The organism is Brevibacterium sp. OS20 (assembly GCF_056837565.1).
On sequence record NZ_CM166367.1, the window covers coordinates 1,207,579 to 1,226,642 of the forward strand.

18 protein-coding genes and 1 riboswitch are annotated in these 19,064 nt (G+C 65.2%); of the genes, 9 read left to right on the forward strand and 9 right to left on the reverse strand.

Features of this window, described 5'->3' with window-relative positions; genetic code table 11:
- Nucleotides 1–44: 44 nt before the first annotated feature.
- From map to ACVZTU_RS05205, 4 genes are all read right to left on the reverse strand, one after another.
- Entirely contained in the window at nt 45–812 is a 768-nt protein-coding gene (gene map / locus ACVZTU_RS05190; protein WP_139468641.1) for a type I methionyl aminopeptidase, read from the reverse strand.
- 725 nt (nt 813–1,537) lie between these two features.
- The gene (locus ACVZTU_RS05195) at nt 1,538–1,762 is read right to left on the reverse strand and encodes a PLD nuclease N-terminal domain-containing protein (RefSeq protein WP_172173788.1); all 225 of its coding nucleotides are present in this window, start codon (nt 1,760–1,762) and stop codon (nt 1,538–1,540) included.
- A gap of 195 nt (nt 1,763–1,957) precedes the next feature.
- Nucleotides 1,958–3,493, reverse strand: coding sequence for an L-piperidine-6-carboxylate dehydrogenase (gene amaB / locus ACVZTU_RS05200; RefSeq protein WP_482401547.1), 1,536 nt, complete (start codon nt 3,491–3,493; stop codon nt 1,958–1,960).
- Between the two features lie 102 nt (nt 3,494–3,595).
- Nucleotides 3,596–4,816 (reverse strand): NAD(P)/FAD-dependent oxidoreductase, encoded by a 1,221-nt coding sequence (locus tag ACVZTU_RS05205; protein WP_446655895.1) that lies wholly within the window; start codon nt 4,814–4,816, stop codon nt 3,596–3,598.
- Between the two features lie 178 nt (nt 4,817–4,994).
- Between ACVZTU_RS05205 and ACVZTU_RS05210 the strand changes: the two genes are divergently transcribed.
- From ACVZTU_RS05210 to ACVZTU_RS05225, 4 genes are all read left to right on the forward strand, one after another.
- Nucleotides 4,995–5,870 carry a LysR family transcriptional regulator gene (locus ACVZTU_RS05210; RefSeq protein WP_139468638.1) on the forward strand — a complete coding sequence of 292 codons (876 nt, stop codon included), beginning with the start codon at nt 4,995–4,997 and terminating at the stop codon, nt 5,868–5,870.
- Nucleotides 5,871–5,892: 22 nt separating this feature from the next.
- Nucleotides 5,893–6,495: a class I SAM-dependent methyltransferase gene (locus tag ACVZTU_RS05215; protein WP_139468637.1), complete on the forward strand. Its 603-nt coding sequence runs from the start codon at nt 5,893–5,895 to the stop codon at nt 6,493–6,495.
- A gap of 75 nt (nt 6,496–6,570) precedes the next feature.
- Nucleotides 6,571–6,891, forward strand: a complete 321-nt coding sequence (locus tag ACVZTU_RS05220; RefSeq protein WP_139468636.1) for a putative quinol monooxygenase — start codon at nt 6,571–6,573, stop codon at nt 6,889–6,891.
- A gap of 50 nt (nt 6,892–6,941) precedes the next feature.
- Nucleotides 6,942–7,484 (forward strand): hypothetical protein, encoded by a 543-nt coding sequence (locus ACVZTU_RS05225; RefSeq protein ID WP_446655894.1) that lies wholly within the window; start codon nt 6,942–6,944, stop codon nt 7,482–7,484.
- A gap of 89 nt (nt 7,485–7,573) precedes the next feature.
- Here ACVZTU_RS05225 and ACVZTU_RS05230 read toward each other — a convergent pair whose 3' ends face one another.
- Genes ACVZTU_RS05230 through ACVZTU_RS05240 form a run of 3 tightly spaced genes read right to left on the reverse strand, consistent with a single transcriptional unit; the run spans nt 7,574 to nt 10,573 of the window.
- Nucleotides 7,574–8,401 carry an energy-coupling factor transporter transmembrane component T family protein gene (locus tag ACVZTU_RS05230; protein ID WP_248283961.1) on the reverse strand — a complete coding sequence of 276 codons (828 nt, stop codon included), beginning with the start codon at nt 8,399–8,401 and terminating at the stop codon, nt 7,574–7,576.
- A gap of 10 nt (nt 8,402–8,411) precedes the next feature.
- Nucleotides 8,412–9,944, reverse strand: a complete 1,533-nt coding sequence (locus tag ACVZTU_RS05235) for an ABC transporter ATP-binding protein (RefSeq protein WP_139468633.1) — start codon at nt 9,942–9,944, stop codon at nt 8,412–8,414.
- The gene (locus tag ACVZTU_RS05240) at nt 9,944–10,573 is read right to left on the reverse strand and encodes an ECF transporter S component (RefSeq protein ID WP_139468632.1); all 630 of its coding nucleotides are present in this window, start codon (nt 10,571–10,573) and stop codon (nt 9,944–9,946) included. The genes ACVZTU_RS05235 and ACVZTU_RS05240 overlap by 1 nt, the downstream gene beginning before the upstream one ends.
- Nucleotides 10,574–10,595: 22 nt before the next feature.
- A riboswitch (TPP riboswitch) is annotated at nt 10,596–10,704 on the reverse strand.
- 146 nt (nt 10,705–10,850) lie between these two features.
- Here ACVZTU_RS05240 and ACVZTU_RS05245 point away from each other — a divergent pair.
- Nucleotides 10,851–12,839 carry a purple acid phosphatase family protein gene (locus tag ACVZTU_RS05245; protein WP_446655893.1) on the forward strand — a complete coding sequence of 663 codons (1,989 nt, stop codon included), beginning with the start codon at nt 10,851–10,853 and terminating at the stop codon, nt 12,837–12,839.
- 36 nt (nt 12,840–12,875) lie between these two features.
- On the opposite strand, the gene ACVZTU_RS05250 is transcribed toward ACVZTU_RS05245, so the two are convergent.
- Both ACVZTU_RS05250 and ACVZTU_RS05255 read right to left on the reverse strand, forming a co-directional pair.
- Complete coding sequence (locus ACVZTU_RS05250; protein ID WP_139468630.1) at nt 12,876–13,793, reverse strand: universal stress protein; 918 nt, start codon at nt 13,791–13,793, stop codon at nt 12,876–12,878.
- Nucleotides 13,794–13,950: 157 nt separating this feature from the next.
- Entirely contained in the window at nt 13,951–14,490 is a 540-nt protein-coding gene (locus ACVZTU_RS05255; RefSeq protein ID WP_139468629.1) for a DUF4916 domain-containing protein, read from the reverse strand.
- 195 nt (nt 14,491–14,685) lie between these two features.
- Between ACVZTU_RS05255 and ACVZTU_RS05260 the strand changes: the two genes are divergently transcribed.
- The 4 genes from ACVZTU_RS05260 to ACVZTU_RS05275 are packed head-to-tail and all read left to right on the forward strand — an operon-like array spanning nt 14,686 to nt 19,057.
- A complete protein-coding gene (locus ACVZTU_RS05260) occupies nt 14,686–16,182 on the forward strand; it encodes an MmgE/PrpD family protein (RefSeq protein ID WP_139468628.1) in 1,497 nt (498 codons plus the stop codon).
- Nucleotides 16,182–17,087 carry a methylisocitrate lyase gene (gene prpB / locus ACVZTU_RS05265; RefSeq protein WP_139468627.1) on the forward strand — a complete coding sequence of 302 codons (906 nt, stop codon included), beginning with the start codon at nt 16,182–16,184 and terminating at the stop codon, nt 17,085–17,087. The genes ACVZTU_RS05260 and prpB overlap by 1 nt, the downstream gene beginning before the upstream one ends.
- On the forward strand, nt 17,084–18,205 hold the full coding sequence (locus ACVZTU_RS05270) for a bifunctional 2-methylcitrate synthase/citrate synthase (protein WP_139468626.1): 1,122 nt from the start codon (nt 17,084–17,086) through the stop codon (nt 18,203–18,205). The genes prpB and ACVZTU_RS05270 overlap by 4 nt, the downstream gene beginning before the upstream one ends.
- A gap of 24 nt (nt 18,206–18,229) precedes the next feature.
- Nucleotides 18,230–19,057, forward strand: coding sequence for an enoyl-CoA hydratase/isomerase family protein (locus tag ACVZTU_RS05275; protein WP_446655892.1), 828 nt, complete (start codon nt 18,230–18,232; stop codon nt 19,055–19,057).
- The last annotated feature ends 7 nt before the right edge of the window (nt 19,058–19,064 follow it).

The window sequence follows — 19,064 nt, forward strand, 5'->3', positions numbered from 1 at the left end:
ATGAGTTCGTCGGACGCCCCTGCCGGCAGAGTGCGGCAGCCAGGTCAGTCGAGCGTGGTGAGGATTCGGGGACCATCCTCGGTGATGGCGATCGTGTTCTCCGAATGGGCACCATTCGAACCGTCGGCCAGGCGCAGGGTCCAACCGTCCTTGTCGACGGACAACTTCTTCGAGGTGAACGACCACCAGGGTTCGATCGCCAAGGTCAGACCCGGTTTGAGGACCAAGCCGCGACCTCCCTTTCCGCGGTTGGGCACGTGCGGATCCTCGTGCATCGTGTGGCCGAGACCGTGCCCGCCGAAGTCGAGGTTGACGGGGATGCGGTGGGCATCGGCCACGTCACCGATGGCCTTCGAGATATCGCCGAGGCGATTGCCTGCTTGGGCGGCGCTGATTCCGGCTTCGAGGCCGGCCCAAGTGGTGTCGATGAGTCGTTGGTCCTCGTCGCTGCCGTTGCCGACGACGACGGAGCGTGCGGCGTCGGCGACCCAGCCGTCGATGGATACGGCGAAGTCGAGGGTGAGCACGTCGCCGTCCTTCATCACGTAGCTGTGGGGCTTGCCGTGGAGGACGCCGTCATTGACGGACAGGCAGATGACGTTGCGGAAGGGGCCGGAGCCGAAGGAGGGGGCGTAGTCCCAGTAGCAGGACTTCGCTCCGGCATCCTCAATGAGCTTCCGCGCGGTCTTCTCCAGGTGCATGATGTCCATGCCCGGTTCTGCGATCGAGGTCAGCTCGGCCAAGGTCTTCGCGACGAAACGGCCGGTCACCGCCATCTTGTCGATCTCGGCGGGCGTCTTCAGCTCAATCACAGGGGTCTCCTTAGGCGGGGTGCAGGGTTTCAACAGCGTTCACTGGTCCAGACTCGATTTTAGTCCTCGGCAATGCCGAAGTCGCGGCCGCACCCGGATCTGTGGGCAAGCAGACAGTCGCGGTCGGAGCTCAGCGTCACTTTGTTCGGTCTACCGGACAGCCGACTTCTGCCCGAAACCTGCTCGTTCAAGGGTTCGCTCGAATATCGCCCCGTTTACGTCGTGTGATTCGAGCGAGCCCTTGATCGATGCGCGAAGGCGGGCGTTAAGAGGGAGGGGACCTCTCGGAGGTGGGGTCGTGAACCAGGCAGCAGTTCCGACTACGGGCAAGGATGCTTGTGTCTTGATTTCCCGGTGCGTAGGGTGCGGAGCATGAGGCACATCATCATGGCTTACAGCGCAGGCATCGCTCTGGCAACTTCGGTGTTGTCGGGTGAAGAGGACCTCCGTGCAGGCGGGCCCTGGGTTCTCACGCTCATCGTCTTTCCCGCCTGCTCACTGCTCTGCCTCGCCTTCATTCTCCGAGACCACCGGCGACGGGAGCGTGCAGACAGCCAGTGCAAGCACGATTCTGCATCCTCGAGTGCAGAGCCAGACGAGAGCGTGAGCAGAGATCGCTGAGGACGCAGTCCTGCACGAGAGTTGATCAGTCAACGCGAAACTCGAAAGAGTCGTCACTGGCGACGACTTTTTCGAGTTTCGCGTGACCTGAGCGCGATTGCGCGTCAGCTGAGACTGGTGTCCGACTTCTGCGGTCGTGCAATGAGCCAGCAGATCGGTCCGACGACGGGCAGCAGCAGGACGATGATCGCCCAGACGAGTCTCACCCGAGGGTCGAGTCCTGATCGGGCGATGCTCACCATTGCCCAGATGAGCAGGACGACGAGCACTAGGACGACTCCGGACCAGATCACGTCATAGGCGGCGGGCAGTAGCGGATTTTTGCTCATGGCATCAATCTACCTTGGTTTTTGTACGAAAGTCGCTCGTTCAGGGGCCAGCGCGGATATCGCGTCGTGTACCACGTGATATCCGCGCTGGCACTTGAACGACGTGAAGGGTCGTCGGTGGGCCGGTCTGCGCTTCGATCAGCCCACCGGCCCACCGGTCGAGGACCTCACTTCGCCCCAGAGGACTCAGCTCTCTCAGAGGAACTCGACTCCCTGCGCCAGCGGCAGCTCTCCGGAGTAGTTGATCGTGTTCGTGGCCGGGCGCATATAGGCCTTCCACGAATCCGAACCCGACTCGCGTCCGCCGCCGGTCTCCTTCTCACCGCCGAAAGCACCGCCGATCTCCGCACCGGAGGTGCCGATGTTGACGTTGGCGATTCCGCAGTCGGAGCGGGACAGGAACTTCTCGGATTCGGCGAGTTCGGCTGTGAAGATTGCCGAGGACAGACCTTGCGGCACTCCGTTGTGGATCTCGAGTGCCTCATCGAGATCCGAATATGTGACGACGTAGAGGATCGGGGCGAACGTCTCCTCTTTGACCACTGCGCTCTGACTGGGCATCCGCACGACGGCGGGTTCGACATAGTGAGCATCCGGACGTTCATCGGCGAGCACCCGGCCACCACCGCAGAGGATCTCGCCGCCCTCTGCCTCTGCCTGTTTGAGGGCCGCCTGCATCGCATCGAACGAACCCGAATTGATGAGCGGTCCCACGAGCACTCCGTCATCGGTCGGCGATCCGATGCTCAGCGTCTTGTATGCGGCGACGACCTTGTCGACGAACTCGTCGGCGATGGACTCGTGCACGATGAGCCGCCGCAGCGTCGTGCACCGCTGGCCGGCCGTTCCGGCGGCCGCGAAGACCACTCCGCGCAGCGCCAGATCGATATCGGCGCTCGGGGCGACGATCGCCGCGTTGTTGCCGCCGAGCTCGAGCAGGATCTTGCCGAAGCGCTCGGCCACGACGGGTCCGACCTCGCGACCCATCCGCACCGATCCCGTCGCCGAGACCAAGGCCACGCGTTCATCCCGGACCATCACATCTCCGATGTCCCGGCCACCGACGAGGACGGGTGCGAGGTTCTCCGGTGCCCCCACCTCGGCGGCGGCCCGGGTCAGCAGCGACTGTGCCCCGAGGGCGGCGAGCACGGCGTTCTCTGAGGGCTTCCACACGACCGCGTCACCGGCGACCAGGGCCAGGGCGGTGTTCCAGGAATACACGGCCACGGGGAAGTTGAATGCGGAGATGACCCCGACGACGCCGAGGGGATGCCACGTCTCCATGAGCCGGTGACCCGGCCGTTCGCTGGGCATGGTCTTGCCCCACAGCTGCCGGGACTGACCGAGTGCGAACTCGCAGATGTCGATCATCTCCTGGACTTCGCCGGCCGCCTCGGAAGGGGTTTTGCCGGCTTCGACAGTGATGATCTTGGCCAGATCCTCCTTGTGCTCGCCGAGCAGCTGTCCCCACCGCTGCACCAGCTGACCGCGGACGGGAGCGGGCACGTCCCGCCAGGTCTCGAACGCGGTCTGGGCTGCGGCGATCTTGTCCGCCGCTGTCTGCACGGTGTCCGCGGCGATCGTGCCGAGGCCCTGTCCCGTGATGGGGGAGCGGGCCGGAAGGCTCGCCGAGGCGGCCGATCCCTTGAGAGCGGATGCGTCTACTCCGCAGGCGCTCAATCCTGAGGTGAGGAGGTCGGTGATGGTCTGATCGGTGGGCAGTGCAGTCATTGCTGTCCTTTCGTCGTCTGCTGTGTCGATCGGTCGCTTGGCCGGTCGGTGGAGTTCAGTCGTTGCGGGGAGGTGGGAGATGAGGGGCGGGTGTGCGAGGCCTCAGATCACGTTGAGCTCCTTGCGCAGTCCGGTGGTGGCGAAGCGTCGTTTGTCCATGGGAGCCACGTCGACGAAGGGGATGCGGCCGGTCATGAGGTCGGCGACGACCTCTCCGACGGCCGGGCCCATGAGGAAGCCGTGACCGGAGAACCCGCAGGCGTAGAAGAATCCCGGCCTCTCCTCGGCCTCGCCGATGAGGGCATTGTGGTCGGGCGTCATCTCATACAGTCCCGCCCACCCGTGTTTGGCCTCGACTTCGCCGAGTTCCGGGGTGCGGGCTTCGATGTGCTCGGCCAGGGTGGCCAGCCAGTTCGGGTCGCGTTTGTCGTTGAAGGACCAGTCATCGACCTCATCGGGGCAGCCGAACAGCAGCCCGGTTCCTTCCGGGTGGACGTAGTAGCTGGTGGAGAAATCTATCGTGAAGGGCATCTGCGAGGTGTCGAAATCGACGGGCTCGGAGACCATGATCTCCCGCCGCAGCGGCTTCACGGGCAGGTCGACCCCGGCCATGTCCCCGATGGGGCCGGACCAGGCTCCCGCCGCGACGACGACCTGTTCGCAGCTGATCGTGCCCTGATTCGTGATCACCGAGGTGGCCATGCGATCCGTTCCGCCGTCGGTGTCGAATCCGGTGACCTCGCAGTTCTTGACCACCGTGACCCCGCGCTCGCGGGCGGCGGTGACGAAGCCTGCGACGACGGCCTCGGGGGTGCAGTGACCGTCGCCGGGATTGAACGCCCCGGCGATCAGCCCTTCGGTGTTGACGAACGGGGCCAGCTCGGCCACCTCGGCGATGGTGAGCATCCGCGAATCCAGCCCCATCCGCTGTTGCAGGGCCACGTTGTCGGTGAACGCGCGCACGTCGTCATCGTTGTCGAGGAGGAACAGATAGCCGTTGCTGACCAGGTCGATGTCGACGCCGAAATCGGTTTCGAAGTTCCGCAGCACTTCGAGCCCGCGGGCGGCCAATGCGATGTTGACCTCGTCGGAGAATTGGCAGCGCACACCTCCAGCGGCCTTCGACGTCGATCCGGCTCCGGGGGTGTTGCGTTCGACGATGACGATGTCGCGGACTCCGCGTTCGGCCAGGTGGTAGGCGATGGCCGCTCCCATGACGCCGGCGCCGATGATGACGACGGAGGCTTCGGCGGGCAGGGCTCTGGACGTGTCGGGGACCCCGTCGGTGTGAGGGGTGGTGGCTGATGCGGTGGGGGATTCCACGGTTCACCTCGCTGTCTGCTGCCGGGGCGACCGTCGTTGGTCGCCCCGGAAACGGAGAGTGCCGACGGCGATGTCGGCGTTTGTGTCTTGACTTCATTGTGGTTGCCATCACACTTAAGAACAAGGGAGAGTTTGTGAACATTGTGTTCAAGAAACCTAAAGACAGGAGAGCGCTGCCATGACATGGACGCTCGGACAGCTGCGCACATTCGTCGCTGTGGCCGAACTCGGATCGATGACGCGGGCGGCCGACCACCTCGGCTACAGCGTCGGGGCCGTGTCCCAGCACATCTCAGCCCTGCGCAGAGTCGTCGATTCCGACCTGTTCCGACGGCGCGGCCGTGGGCTCGTCCTCGCCGAAGCCGGGCGCACCCTGCTGCCCAGGGCGCGGAACATCCTCGCCGCTCAGCAGCAGGCGGAGATGGCGATGCTCGGCCGGGACTTCCGCAGCGAGGCCATCGTCACCCTCGGCGTCTTCGGATCGGCATCGACGACGGCGCTGCCGAAGGTGGTGCGGGCGCTGGCCGAGCGCCATCCGCATATCGAAGTCCGGGCGCGGGAGATCAATGTCGAGACCATGTCGGCCGCCGTCATCGACGGGATCATCGACCTGGGGATCGGGATCAACTACCCGGCCGCGCCGCTGCCGCCGATGCGCGGGCTGAGTTGGGAAGCTGTGGCCGAGGAAGACTTCGGCATCGTCGTCCCCGCGGGGACGTCCCGGCCGAGCGATGACGATCTGGCCGAGGCCGACTGGATCCTACCGCCGGCCGAGGAGCTCTTCGGCCGCGCGATGCGGTTGGCCACCTCGGCGCTGGGAATCAATGCGAAGGAGACCCATATCGTCACGGACACCGCGGTCGCGCTGGCGCTCGCCGGAACCGGGCTCGGCCTGACCCTGGCGACGCCGATCATGATGTCGTTGGGTGGGTCCGACGTCGACCTCCACCCCGTCGTCGAGGCGGGCGGACGCGAGATCATCGTGCTGACTTCCCCGGACCCCAGCGATCCGGTCCGGGCGGTCGCTAAGGTGGTCACCGAAGTCTTCGCCTGAGATTCCGACCTAGGATGAGGACATGAGCTTCGACCATCAGTGGAATAAGGTACGCAGGGCCAACCCCGACCATTCGGCGAACTACGCGCAGCGGTGGCGAGATCTTGCGGCCGCCGGGCATGACATCGGCGGTGAGGCCAGGTTCGTCAACGCCATGGCTCCGCGGGGATCGCGCATCCTCGATGCCGGCTGCGGAACCGGCCGGGCCGGCGGACTGCTCATCGACGAAGGGCACACCGTCTTCGGCGTGGATCTCGACGAATTCCTCATCTCCGTCGCCGAGGAGGACTTCCCCAGCGGTGAATGGCACACCGGCGACCTCGCCGACTTCGATTTCGCCGGCGCCGGGATCACCGAGATCGATGTGGCCTTCTGCGCCGGAAACGTCCTGTCCTTCCTCGATCCCGCCTCGCGCCGGCAGACCTTGGGCAATATCAAATCGACGCTCAAACACGGCGGCCGGTTCGTGTCCGGCTTCGGTGCCGGACGCGGGTATGATTTCGACGATTTCATCGAGGACGTCAAGGCCACGGGGATGTTCGTCGACCAGAAGTTCTCCACCTGGGAACTCCGCCCCTTCGAAGCTGACAGCGACTTCCTCGTCCTCATCGCCGAAAGGCTGTGAGCCGGTCGATTCGCAAGGGCGGCAGAATTAGGCTGGGATCGACCCATACTGCTGATCAACTGAAGGAGAATGATCATGATCTTCATCGTCGTGAAATATGACGTGAAACCCCACAGTGTCGAGAAGTTCCCCGAAGCCGTTCGGGCCTTCACCGAGGCGACCCGCGCCGAACCCGGCAATCTCTTCTTCGAATGGTCGAAGAGTCTGGAGAACCCGAACGAGTTCGTTCTCGTCGAGGCATTCACCGATGAAGGCGCAGAACCGCACGTCACCAGCGATCACTTCGCCGCCGGCCTCGAAGCCATGCGCCCGCACCTGGTGTCGACCCCGAAGATCATCTCCCGCAAGATCGACGGTGAAGGCTGGGACGAAATGGGCGAACTGAAGATCGACTGATCGCCTACCAGGCCTTCAACACCGGTCGATCGAGCACATAGACTTCTGCCATGGCGACCAAAGCGCAGAACATCGCATCGATCGAAAAGGCCCTCGGCGAACCATGGGCCGCCACCCGTGCTCGCTTGGAGGCGGCCGGGGGAGCGTCGGCGAGTCACAAAGAGCTCGCCGACGCTCTCTATCCCCAGTTCGACGGCAGAGTCGACAACCACGGCTGGTGGGTCCAGGGCGCCGTCGTCGCCTACGAGCAGGAGATCGGACGCCGAGTCCCCGGCCAGCGCGCCGACGGCACTTTCGACGTCGCCGTCTCCCGCACCATTCCCGGCGATCGTTCCGCACTCATCGAAAAATTCGCGTCCCTCGTCGGCGACACCCTCAACGAGGTAGCCCTCGACGGTGATCCCCGCACCTCGGAGACGGCGAAACGCTCCTTCTGGAGAGCGAACCTCGACGGCGGCATCAAGGTCGAAGCCGCAGCCGAGACGAAGAGCGAAGACAAAACCCTCTTCGTCCTCACCACGTCAAAGCTTCCCAGCCCCGAAGCCCTCGAGGAATGGCGGGCCTTCGGCAAGGACTTCCTCAAGCAGCTCTGAGCTCTGACCGTCCGGCAGTTTTGATCGACCGCCGGTGGAACAGCTCCGACCTCTTGTGAGCACGGCAGCTCCGAGACACCCGATCCGCCTCAGCCGATGATCGGGTTCCAGACTCCGAACATGTGAGCCGCACCGATCGCGACCGCGCAGACAGCCAGACTGAGAAGCACCGCCACGACATCTCGGACCGCGAAACTCGACCGCCTGCGCCACGTGCGGCCCGGACGACCGAATGCCCGTCCCTCCATCGCCATCGCCAGGTTCGTTGCCCGGCGAATCGAGACCACGAGCAGAACGAATACCCCGCTGAAGAGGCTGCCCGTGCGCCGCAGAAGCGAACCGCCCGCGACACCTCTGGCCCGCCTGGCCATCGCCAGCACCTGCCACTCACTGACCAGCAGTCCGAGCAGACGTGAGGCCGCGAGAACCGAGACCACAACCACCTCTGGCAGCCGCAGATGCTGAATGAGCGCATCGGCGAGATCACGCGGATCGATCGTCGACGCGAGCACGATGAGCGGGATCGCCAATGCCAAGGCACGGACGAAGATCGCCGCGGCCGCGGCCAGCGACCCGGTGGTGAACAGAATCGGACCGAAGTCGACGACCACATCCCCAGTCTTCTCCGCCAACAGCGCCGTGCCCCAAGCGGCGAGCAGAGCGCCGGCGGGGAGGAACCACAGCCGCTTGGCCGCGGCCACCAGATCGAGTCCCGTCGCCGGCAGCGCCAGCACTGCCGCGAGCAGCACCACCCCGGCAGAGATGAGATCAATGCTCAGCAGCGCCCCGACCATGAGGATGAGGGCCACTGCGATCTTCGTCAGCGGATTGCACCGAGCCAAAGCGGTGGAACGCACCACGGGGATGAGCTGTCCCGGATCCTGTACGGCGACCTCAGGGGAGGGGCGAGAACGCACATCGAGACTCTCACTCACCGCGATCACCCGCCCTGACACGCGATTCCGACTCGTCGACGACATCGCGATCTGCACTCAGGCAGCCACCGAGCTTGAGGACATCGGCACCTATGGCCTCGAGGAACGCCTGATCGTGGCTGACCGCGACCACCGCGGAACCGTGTACCAAGGCGTCGAGGAACATCTCCACCAACCCCGCCCACGTCAGCGCATCCTGACCGAAGGTCGGCTCATCGACGATGAGCACCCGTGGCCGGGGCGCCAGCATCGTTGCCACCGACAGGCGTCGCTTCTCCCCACCTGAGAGACTCTGCGGATGAGCCTGCGCCAACCCGGTGAGACCGAGTCCCTCAAGAAGCTCATCCACCCGTGCCTGCGACTCGGCGGCAGACCATCCGGCCAGTCGGGGGCCCAGCTCGAGTTCGGTCGCCACGCTCGAGGTGAGGAACTGGTGTGCCGGTTCCTGGAAGACCATGCCGATGCGCGCCGCCAGCTGCTTCGACGGCCAGGCGAATGGCCGGGCCCGTTTGGCTCCGTCCCGCAGGGGCGCCTCGGCGAGGACCTGTCCGGAGAATTCGGGCAGAAGGCCCGCCAGGGTCAGGGCCGTGGTCGATTTGCCTGCCCCGTTCGCACCGACGATTCCGAGTGCCTGACCGGCACGCAGGCTCAGGTCAAGGTCGGTCGCGGCGGGGGTGGCCATGCGCGGTCGAGCAACGCTGAGCCGATGGGTGCGCAGCAGAACCTCGCCGAGGCGGCCCGTCGTCCTATTGATTTCTGCGGTTCCGCCTCGGCGCGGGTCGGGGGAGTGCCGCGGCATCCAGATTCCGCAGTCGACGAGTGTGTCGGTCAGGTCCGGATCGGAGAAGATCTGCGCGGGCGGACCTTGGGCAGCAATGCCTTCGCGGCCGAGCACGATGACCCTATCGACGTGATCGAGCCACAGCTCCACCCGGTGTTCGACGATGAGCATGGTCGCCTGTGTCTCGGCCTGCACGGTGAGCACGGCATCGCGGACCTCGGCGGCCGAGGCGGGATCGATATTGGCCGTCGGTTCGTCGAGGACGATGACCTCCGGGGCCATCGCATGGATCCCGGCCAGAGCCAGCCGCTGCTTCTGCCCACCGGACAGAGCGGCACTCGGATGCTCCGGCGGCAGATCGAGTCCCAGCGCCTGCAGGGACTCGGAGACCTGAGCGTCGATTGTCTCGGACGGGAGTCCGAGGTTCTCCATCCCGAACGCCACATCATCACCGATGCGGGAGAAGATCACCTGAGAATCGGGATCTTGGAGGACCAGCCCGGTGCTGCCTCGGCGGGGATCCGGTTTCTCACCGCCGACGAGGAGTTCACCGGTGGCCTCACCCGATTCCTCGGGCAGGACACCGGCGACGGCGTGGAGGAACGTCGATTTGCCGGCCCCGGAGGCACCGAGCAGCAGCACCTTCTCTCCGGCCGCGATCTGCAGATCGAGCGGACCGACAGCCGGCCGGTCACGGTCGGTGTGCGACCACGAGAAGCCGGCGGCCGTGATCGGCAGCGCCATCAGCGCAGACGGCCGGAGGCGAAGGAGCTCAGAGCACCCGTGGCCGCGATCGCCCGGTAGGCGAACCAGGCGCCGATCCCGGAGATGACGAGGCCGGAGACGATCGCGCAGACTGCGTAGATCGCCTGGAAGCCGAACTGCCATTCGGCGTTGTACATGATGTTCTCGCTCACTGCCATGAACGCAGCCGCCAGCATGCCCGATGCGGCGGTGACCCACAGGGTGAAGCGCTTGTAGCCGAAGGCGGCGAAGACGAGTTCGGCACCGAGGCCCTGCAGCAGACCCGAGAGCAGGACGGTTGCTCCGAAGTGAGAGCCGAGGACGGCTTCGACGATGGCGGCGATGAGTTCGCACAGGAGCGCGGCACCGGGTTTGCGGATGATGGCACCGGCGAGCGGACCGGCCAGCACCCAGAGTCCTGCGATGAGACCGATCGACGGCGGGAATGCCTGGAAGGCGAGTTCGAGGACCTTCCAGCTCAGCGCCAACACCCAGAACACAAGCCCCACGGCAATGCCGAGAACGGCGGTGGTGACATAGTCGACCACCCGCCACTGTTTGGATTTCGGCGCCGCGGTGAAGGCGCGTGAAGAGGTGGGGGTGGTGCTCGGCGTAGTGGTATTCGGCATTGTGCCTCCTCATTTCAAGGAGGGGTGAAGAGTCTCGACTTCCTTCGGCGGTGCTAACCGCATCAGGTTCGAGGGTCTGCAGCTTCTTCTGCACTCTCAGCGCCCCTGACGGCGCTCCCCTGTCGTAGCCACCACTGTACAACAGGGGAGCGGGGCAGCGACCGGGATCCGTGGCGACGCGGAGGCCGGGGGCGGTCATCGAGGATTCACTTCCCGTTCCCATTCCCGTCGATGGGCCTCGAACAACCGGACACTACTGGTCAGTAGGAATGGGCGGGTGAATACGCATCGACTGAAGAGACCGCTCAGTGCCCTGTCCGCCGCCACCCTGCTCGCCGCTCTGGTGGCGGCCCCGGTGCCTGTGCGTGCCGAACCATCTCTCGGTTCCGGAGGGTCGACCGCGACCCAGGGCGCGAAGGCCGACTCTGCTCAGACTCCGAGCCCTGACCGGACGGATTCGCCCGCCGAGGCGGACGCGGGGAGCGAGGCGATCACCGATACCGTGTTGCAGGTTGGGGCCGACTCCACGGCGCGCAACCTCTCGTGGATGAGCGAGAGTGCCGGTGGGGGAGAGGTCCGGTGGGCACCGGCTAGTGAGGTCGACGGCGGAAAGCTCCCCGCCGATGCTGACAAGGCTGAGACCACGGACTCGGGCCTTGCCACCGACCTCAAGCGTCACTTCAACCATGCGAGCATGACTAACCTGGAACCCGACACCGAATACGCCTACCAGGTCGGCAGCGAAGAGGACGGGTACACCGAGGTGCAGCAGTTCACCACAGGGTCTGCTGGAGGAGACGACGAATTCCTCGTCTTCGGCGACCCCCAGGTCGGTGCCGGAGGCGGGGATCCCGACGACGCTGCCGGTTGGGACCGGACCCTGTCCTCGGCGGCGGCCACTGCTGACGACCCGAGCTTCTTCTACTCGCTGGGAGACCAGGTCAACTCCGCCGGCAACCAGGAGCAGTACGCGCAGTACCTGGCACCGGAAGCGACCCGCACGATCCCGCAAGCGACGACGATCGGCAACCACGATGTGTCTTCGAAAGCCTACGAGCAGCACTTCAACCGACCCAATGTCAGCCAGGATCACGGCGGTGGCGGCGTCATCACCTCCGGCGGCGACTACTGGTTCATCGAGGACGGGGTCCTGTTCCTCAACATCAACTCGAACAGCCCGGACATGGATGCCCACGCCGAGTTCATCGACGAGGTCGTCGCCGAGCACGGAGACCAGGCACGCTGGACTGTTCTCGGGTTCCACCACTCGATCTATTCGACGGCAACCCATTGGGACGACCTCGACGTCAAACGGCTGCGGAAGGCGATCCCTCCGGTCGCGGCCCGCAATGACATCGACCTCGTCGTCTCCGGCCACGACCACATCTATAACCGCACCTTCCTCATGGACGGCGAAGGCAAGCCTGTTGAGGGTTCCGAAGCGGGAGCCGAGGAAGAGAAGGAAGACGGGCAGACGCTCTACCTCACGCTGACCTCGTCATCAGGGTCGAAGTTCTATGACTACGTTCCCGGCCTCGACTGGGAAGGCAAGAGCGTCCACAACGACGTGCCCGCCTTCACGCGGGTCCGGGTCAGCGACGAGGCGCTGCGGGCGACGACCTATGAGGTGCCGGCAGGTGGGCCACCGGCCGATGGTGAGCGCGCGGAAGCGCAGGCCGCAGCCGAGCAGATCGACGATGTCGAACTCAGGCGCGCCGAGGCGGAAGAACCCGCCCCGGATGACGACGCCGGTGCAGACGCCGGTTCCGGCGCCAGCGCGGGTGCCGACTCCGCGGCAGGTGCTGATGATGCAGGTGCGAATGATGACGCCGACAGTGCAGGAACGAGCGACGACGCGGACGCAGGTGCCGATGATGCCGGAACCAGCGACGACGCTGGTACGCGTGGCACCGCCTCCGACAGTGCCGGCTCCGACGGTGCCGGCTCCGACGGTGCCGGCTCGGGTGGTGTCGGGTCTGACGGTACCGATGACGAGAACGGAACAGACTCGGGGACAGCAGATGCCGGCACTGCCGACTCCGGCTCCGAGGCAGATGCAGCCGAGGCAGATGCGACCGAGGCGAACGCCGCAGGAACGGGCGATGATTCGGATTCATCCGGGACCGCCTCGGCGAGTGGGGATGGAGACCTGCCCCGCACCGGCGGTGGGCTCGCACTGCCCTTGGCCGTCGGCGCGGGAGCGCTGGCACTCGGCGCGACACTTCTCGTGGTGAGCCGTCGCCGTCGAGGTGCCGGGCTCAGCTGATCAGCACCTCCTGGCTGATCAGCACGGCGCTGCCGATCAGCTGGGAACCACCATGACCGGGCCTTCGGCGTGGTTGAGGACTCCGCGCGAGACGGATCCCAGCAGTGCGCTGCGGATCCGTCCGCGCCCACGGGTGCCCATCACCGTCAGCTGTGCGCGGGAGCTGATCTCGACAAGAGTCTCAGTCGGATCGCCGACCGGCACCGAGGTGGTCACCGTCAGATCCGGGAACTGCTCCGACAGCGTCCCGGCTTCCGTCTCGAGTGATTCGGACAGCTGCCTCTGCCGACGCGCGGTGACCTCGGAGCTGAGTTCGAGGTCGGGGTACCAGTAGAGCCATTCCTCACCGGCCGGCAGCACCACGACGAGTTCGAGTTCCGTGCCGCGTAAGGCGGCCTCGGCGGCTGCCGTGAACATTGCGACCCGACCGCTGTCGGAACCGTCGACCGCGACGACGACTGGGCCGTTGCCGGCCGTTGCCGAGGCCGACCGTTCGGAAACGACGATCGTCGGGCAGTGAGCGTGGGCAGGCAGCGCCGTGGACACGGATCCGAGGACTCGACCCATGAAACCGCCGCGGCCGCGGGCGCCGACGATGGCGACCTCGGCATCGGCGCTGAGCGTGACGAGCGCACCGGCGGAATTGCCGGGTGCCGTGCGGAAGGACTTCTCACCGGAGTAATCGCGCAGAAGTTCGACCGCCTCGGCGAGGGTCTTCTCTGCTTCCTTCTTCGCCTTGTCATCCTCGGGTTCACTGGGGATGGAGGCCATATTCGGATAGATCATCGTCGGCAGCTCATAGGCGGTGACGACGGTGAGAACAGTTCTGCGGCGTTCGGCCTCGACTGCGCCGTAGCGGACGGCTTGGGCGGCGAGTTCCGAGCCGTCGAAGCCGACGAGGACGCCGAGTTCGAGGCTGAGGCCGGATTCGGACGAACTGGTTTGAGCAGACATCTCGCACCTCTCGATCGGGGCCTGTCCAACCCAGACGCCGACGACGGCCCCGACTGGCGATATCGTCCGCGTCGCTTTCAGTCTACCAAGACGGTTCTACAACTTGTAGAAAAAACGTGGGGCGAGAAGGTCCGTCTCACCTGGGCGTGCATCTGGCTCAGACGCGGAAGCCCAGATGGGCCAGTGCGATGCGCAGGATATGGTCCTGGCCGTAGCAGAGCTCGCCGACGATATCGGGACGCATGGTCTCCTCGGGGGTCAGCCAATCGAGGCTGAGGGCATCGGCCCGCGGGGTGCATTCGCCGCGGACCTCCATGATGAAGCACATGGCGATCGCATGCTGGCGCGGATCGTGGAGGAGGGCCGAACCCTCGGTGGGGAAGTACTCGGCGATGTGGAACGGGCTGATCGCAGGCGGAATGACCGGCAGCGCCATCGGGCCGAGGTCGTTCTCGGCATGACGCACCAATGCGGTTCGGATCGTCTCGTGGAAGCGGATCCTCCCGCCTACGACCTCGCGTCCGAGGGTGCCGTCCTCGAGGCTGCGCAGCAGCAGGCCGATGCGTTCGACATTGCCGGTCTCGCCCACCCGCACTGGGATGGCGTTGACATAGGGGATCGGCATGCGTCTGCGCAGGCGCGCGTATTCCGCGTCGTCGAACCAGTTCTCGTCGAAGTCCAGGGCAGTCCGAGTCATGACCCAATATTCCCACAACCATCCCTCGCGGCAGAAGAGCATGGGGACCCCGTTGGTGAACTGGGACACGCTTCGGGTAAAATATCTTGATGTCGAGATAAATTTCCGACCGGCAGGGACCTGTCGAGTGACGTGGCCTACAGTTGTGTCAGCACTATGTGACCATTTCCGGTCAAGGACTATGAAGGGGTATCCATGATCAATCATGAAGTCCGCACCTACAAGAGCTCAGAGAACCTGGCTCGCGAAGATCAGCTCGCATGGAAGATCGCCGAGGTCGCATCCGACCCGACGCCGGTCGATTCCGAAGTCACCGAAATGGTCATCAACCGCGTCATCGACAACGCTTCCGTCGCTGCCGCATCCGTGCGCCGCTCCGCTCCCACCCACGCTCGCGAGCAGGCTCAAGCTCACCCGTTCAATCCCGGTGCCAACATCTTCGGCCTGCCGGTGACCGACCGCTTCTCACCGGAATGGGCCGCTTGGGCCAACGGTGTGGCCGTGCGCGAACTCGATTTCCACGACACCTTCCTCGCCGCAGAGTACTCACACCCCGGTGACAACATCCCGGCAGTGCTCGCAGTCGCCCAGCACAAGGGCATCGGCGGCAAGGACCTCATCAACGGCATCGCCACCGGCTACGAGATCCAGGTCGACCTCGTCAAGGGAATGTGCCTGCACGAGCACAAGATCGACCACGTCGCCCACCTGGGCCCCTCGGCCGCAGCCGGCATCGGTGCCCTGCTCCACCTGCCCACCGAGATCACCTTCCAGGCCGTCCAGCAGGCCCTGCATGTGACCACCGCGACCCGTCAGTCGCGTAAGGGCGAGATCTCGTCCTGGAAGGCCCACGCTCCGGCGTTCGCCGGCAAGATGGCCGTCGAATCCGTCGACCGTGCGATGCGCGGCGAGGGAGCCCCGAACCCGATCTACGAAGGCGAGGACGGCTTCATCGCCTGGATCCTCTCCGGCCCCGAAGCCCGCTACACCATCCCGCTGCCGGGCAAGGGCGAATCGAAGCGTGCGATCCTCGACACCTACACCAAGGAGCACTCGGCCGAGTACCAGGCTCAGGCGCTCATCGACCTCGCCCGCAAGCTTGGCGGGCAGATCGAGGACCTTTCGAAGATCAAGCGCATCGTCATCCACACCTCGCACCACACCCACAACGTCATCGGCACCGGTGCGAACGATCCGCAGAAGATGGATCCGAAGGCCAGCCGTGAGACCCTCGATCACTCGATCATGTACATCTTCGCCGTGGCCATGCAGGACCAGGGCTGGCACCACGAGCACTCATACGCTCCCGAACGCGCCGGCCGTCCCGACACCGTCGAGCTGTGGCACAAGATCGAGACCACCGAGGATCCCGAGTGGACCCGCCGCTACCACTCGATCGACCCGAACGAGAAGGCCTTCGGCGGACGCGTGGAGATCGAATTCGAGGACGGCTCGACGCTGACCGACGAGATCGCCGTCGCCGACGCCCACCCCTTCGGCGCCCGTCCCTTCGCCCGTGCGAACTACATCGAGAAGTTCAAGACCCTGGCCGAGGGCATCGTCTCCGATTCGGAGCAGACCCGGTTCCTCGATCTCGCCGAGAACCTCGAGAGCCTCGACGCCAAGGGCGTTGCGGAACTGAGCTTCACGGTCGACGGACTCGAGCACAGCGGATCGAAGGGCATCTTCTGATGCTCGGTGCACAGGCAACCCCCGCCGAGCGCCGCGCCAAGTTCCGCGAGCTGCTCGCAGGCGACGAGATCGTCCAGTTCCCCGGCGCCATCAACCCGATCAACGCTCAGATCATCGAGCAGACCGGCTTCGAAGGCGTCTACATCTCCGGTGGCGCGTTCTCCGCGGCCATGGGTCTGCCCGATATCGGACTGACCACCCTCACCGAGGTGGCCGACCACGGACGCAATATCGCCCGAGTGACGAACCTGCCGACCTTCATCGACGCCGACACCGGATGGGGCGAAGCCATGAATGTGGCCCGCACCGTCCAGGAGTTCGAGGACGCCGGAATCTCGGGCATGCACCTGGAGGACCAGGTCAACCCGAAGCGCTGCGGCCACCTCGACGGCAAGGAGGTCGTGACCGCGGCCGAGATGTCCAAGCGCATCAAGGCCGCCGTCAAGGGGCGCCGAGACGAGAACTTCGTCATCTGCGCCCGCACCGACTCCCGCGCAGGGGAAGGCCTCGACGCCGCCATCGACCGGGCGAAGGCCTACGCCGATGCGGGAGCGGACATGATCTTCCCAGAGGCGATGCGAGATCTCGGAGAGTTCGAGAGATTCGCCTCCAGCGTCGATGTGCCGATCCTGGCGAACATGACGGAATTCGGAAAGAGCGAACTGTTCACCACCGAACAGTTGGCGAATGTCGGAGTCAAACTTGTGATCTACCCGGTCACGACTCTGCGCATCGCCATGGGTGCGATCAAATCGGGCCTGCAGACCATTCGGGACAAGGGCACTCAGGTGGACCTGCTCGAGGGCATGCAGACCCGCGCGGACCTGTATGACACGATCGACTACGCGGCGTACAACGAGTTCGATGCCGCAGTCTTCAACTTCTCACAGGAGGGTCACCAGTGACCGAAGAAATCAAGAAGGGCCTCGCCGGTGTCGTGGTCGACACCACCGCAGTGTCCAAAGTGGTCCAGGAGACCAACTCGCTGACTTACCGCGGCTACCCCGTGCAGGAGCTCGCCGCCAAGCGCAGCTTCGAGGACGTCGCCTACCTCATCTGGAACGGCGAACTGCCCACCGAGGCGCAGCTGGCGGAATTCCAGGAACGCGAACGCTCCCAGCGTGAGATCGATGGCAAGCTCGTCGACCTCATCCTCGGCCTGCCCAAGGACTGCCACCCGATGCACGTCGTGCAGACGGCTGTGGCCTACCTGGGCGCCGTCGACCCCGAGGCCGACACCGAGGGTGCCGAGGCGAACCTCGCGAAGGCCGAGCGTCTCTACGCCCAGCTGCCGACGATCGTGGCCATCGACCACCGTCGCCGTCACGGCCTCGACCCCGTCGCCCCGACGAAGGACCTCGGCTACGCCGCAAACTTCTTCAAGATGGTCTTCGACGAAGTTCCTGCCGAGGAGGTCGTACGCTGCTTCGACGTGTCGATGATCCTCTACGCCGAGCACTCGTTCAACGCCTCGACCTTCACCGGTCGAGTCATCACCTCGACCACATCGGACCTGTACTCGGCAGTCGCCGGTGCCGTCGGGGCGCTCAAGGGACCCCTGCACGGCGGAGCGAACGAAGCCGTCATGGCGATGCTCGAAGAGGTCGGCACCGCCGATAAGGCTTCGGCCTGGATCGACGAGGCACTGGCGAAGAAGGCGAAGATCATGGGCTTCGGCCACCGCGTGTACAAGAACGGAGATTCGCGCGTTCCCACCATGCGCAAGGCCTTCGAGGACATGGTCGCGGTGAAGGGTGCGAACGATCTGCTGGATCTGTACAACACCTTCGAAGAGGACTTCGTCGGGCGCAAGGGCATCTACCCGAACCTCGACTACCCCTCGGGCCCGGCCTACCACCTCATGGGCTTCGACACCGAGCAGTTCACCCCGATCTTCGTGATGGCACGCATCACCGGCTGGACCGCTCATATCTTCGAGCAGCAGGCGAACAACGCCCTCATCCGTCCCCTGAGCGCCTACGACGGTGAGGACCAGCGCGAGGTTCCCGACAACCGGGGCTGACCTCTCGAAAGGCAGAACACACATATGAGACCAGACGGCTCCTACCGTCCGGTCGATCTCGAGGGTTTCGACTTCACCGTCTCCGGTGGGGTCGGAACCCTCGTCATTGATCGGACCGAAAAACGCAATGCGATCTCCCGGCCCATGTGGCGGGCGCTGCCGCAGATCATCGCGAACGTCGATGCCGACGATTCGATCGGCGCGCTGGTGATCACCGGGGCCGGCGGGCACTTCTCCGCCGGTTCGGACATCGCCGACCTCAACGTCGCACTCGCGGACTTCTGGGAACTCAACTCCACCGCCGAGGCGGCCCTTGCGAGCTCGCGGACACCGACGATCGCCGCGATCACCGGCAACTGCGTGGGCGGAGGGACGGAGATCGCCGCGGCCTGCGACATCCGCATCGCCGCCCCCGGATCGATCTTCGGCGTCACCGCAGCCAAACTCGGACTCGTGTACCCGGCCGGACCCACGAAGCGGCTGGCTGAGATCCTCGGCGACGCCTGGGCACGGTACCTGCTCATCACGGCCTCGATCGTGAAGTTCGAGAAGATGGCCGAACTCGGGTTCTTCCACGAAGTCTCCGACACCCCGCTCGAGACGGCACAGGCCCTGGGGGAGCGGATCGTGGGACTGTCCCGGCTCAGCCAGGTCGGTGCCAAGGCGATCCTCGACGGTGAACTGACGGAGGACACGGAGCCGCCTCGGTGGCTCGATGACGCCTACCGGGACGAGATCATCCGCGGTCAGGAAGCCTTCTTCGCCAAGGAGCCGCCGGAATTCGGCTTCGCCAAATCCGCATGGCAGAACGGTCCCCAGGTTCGTTCTCACGGAGTCCCGCGGAGAGGATAAACTGAGC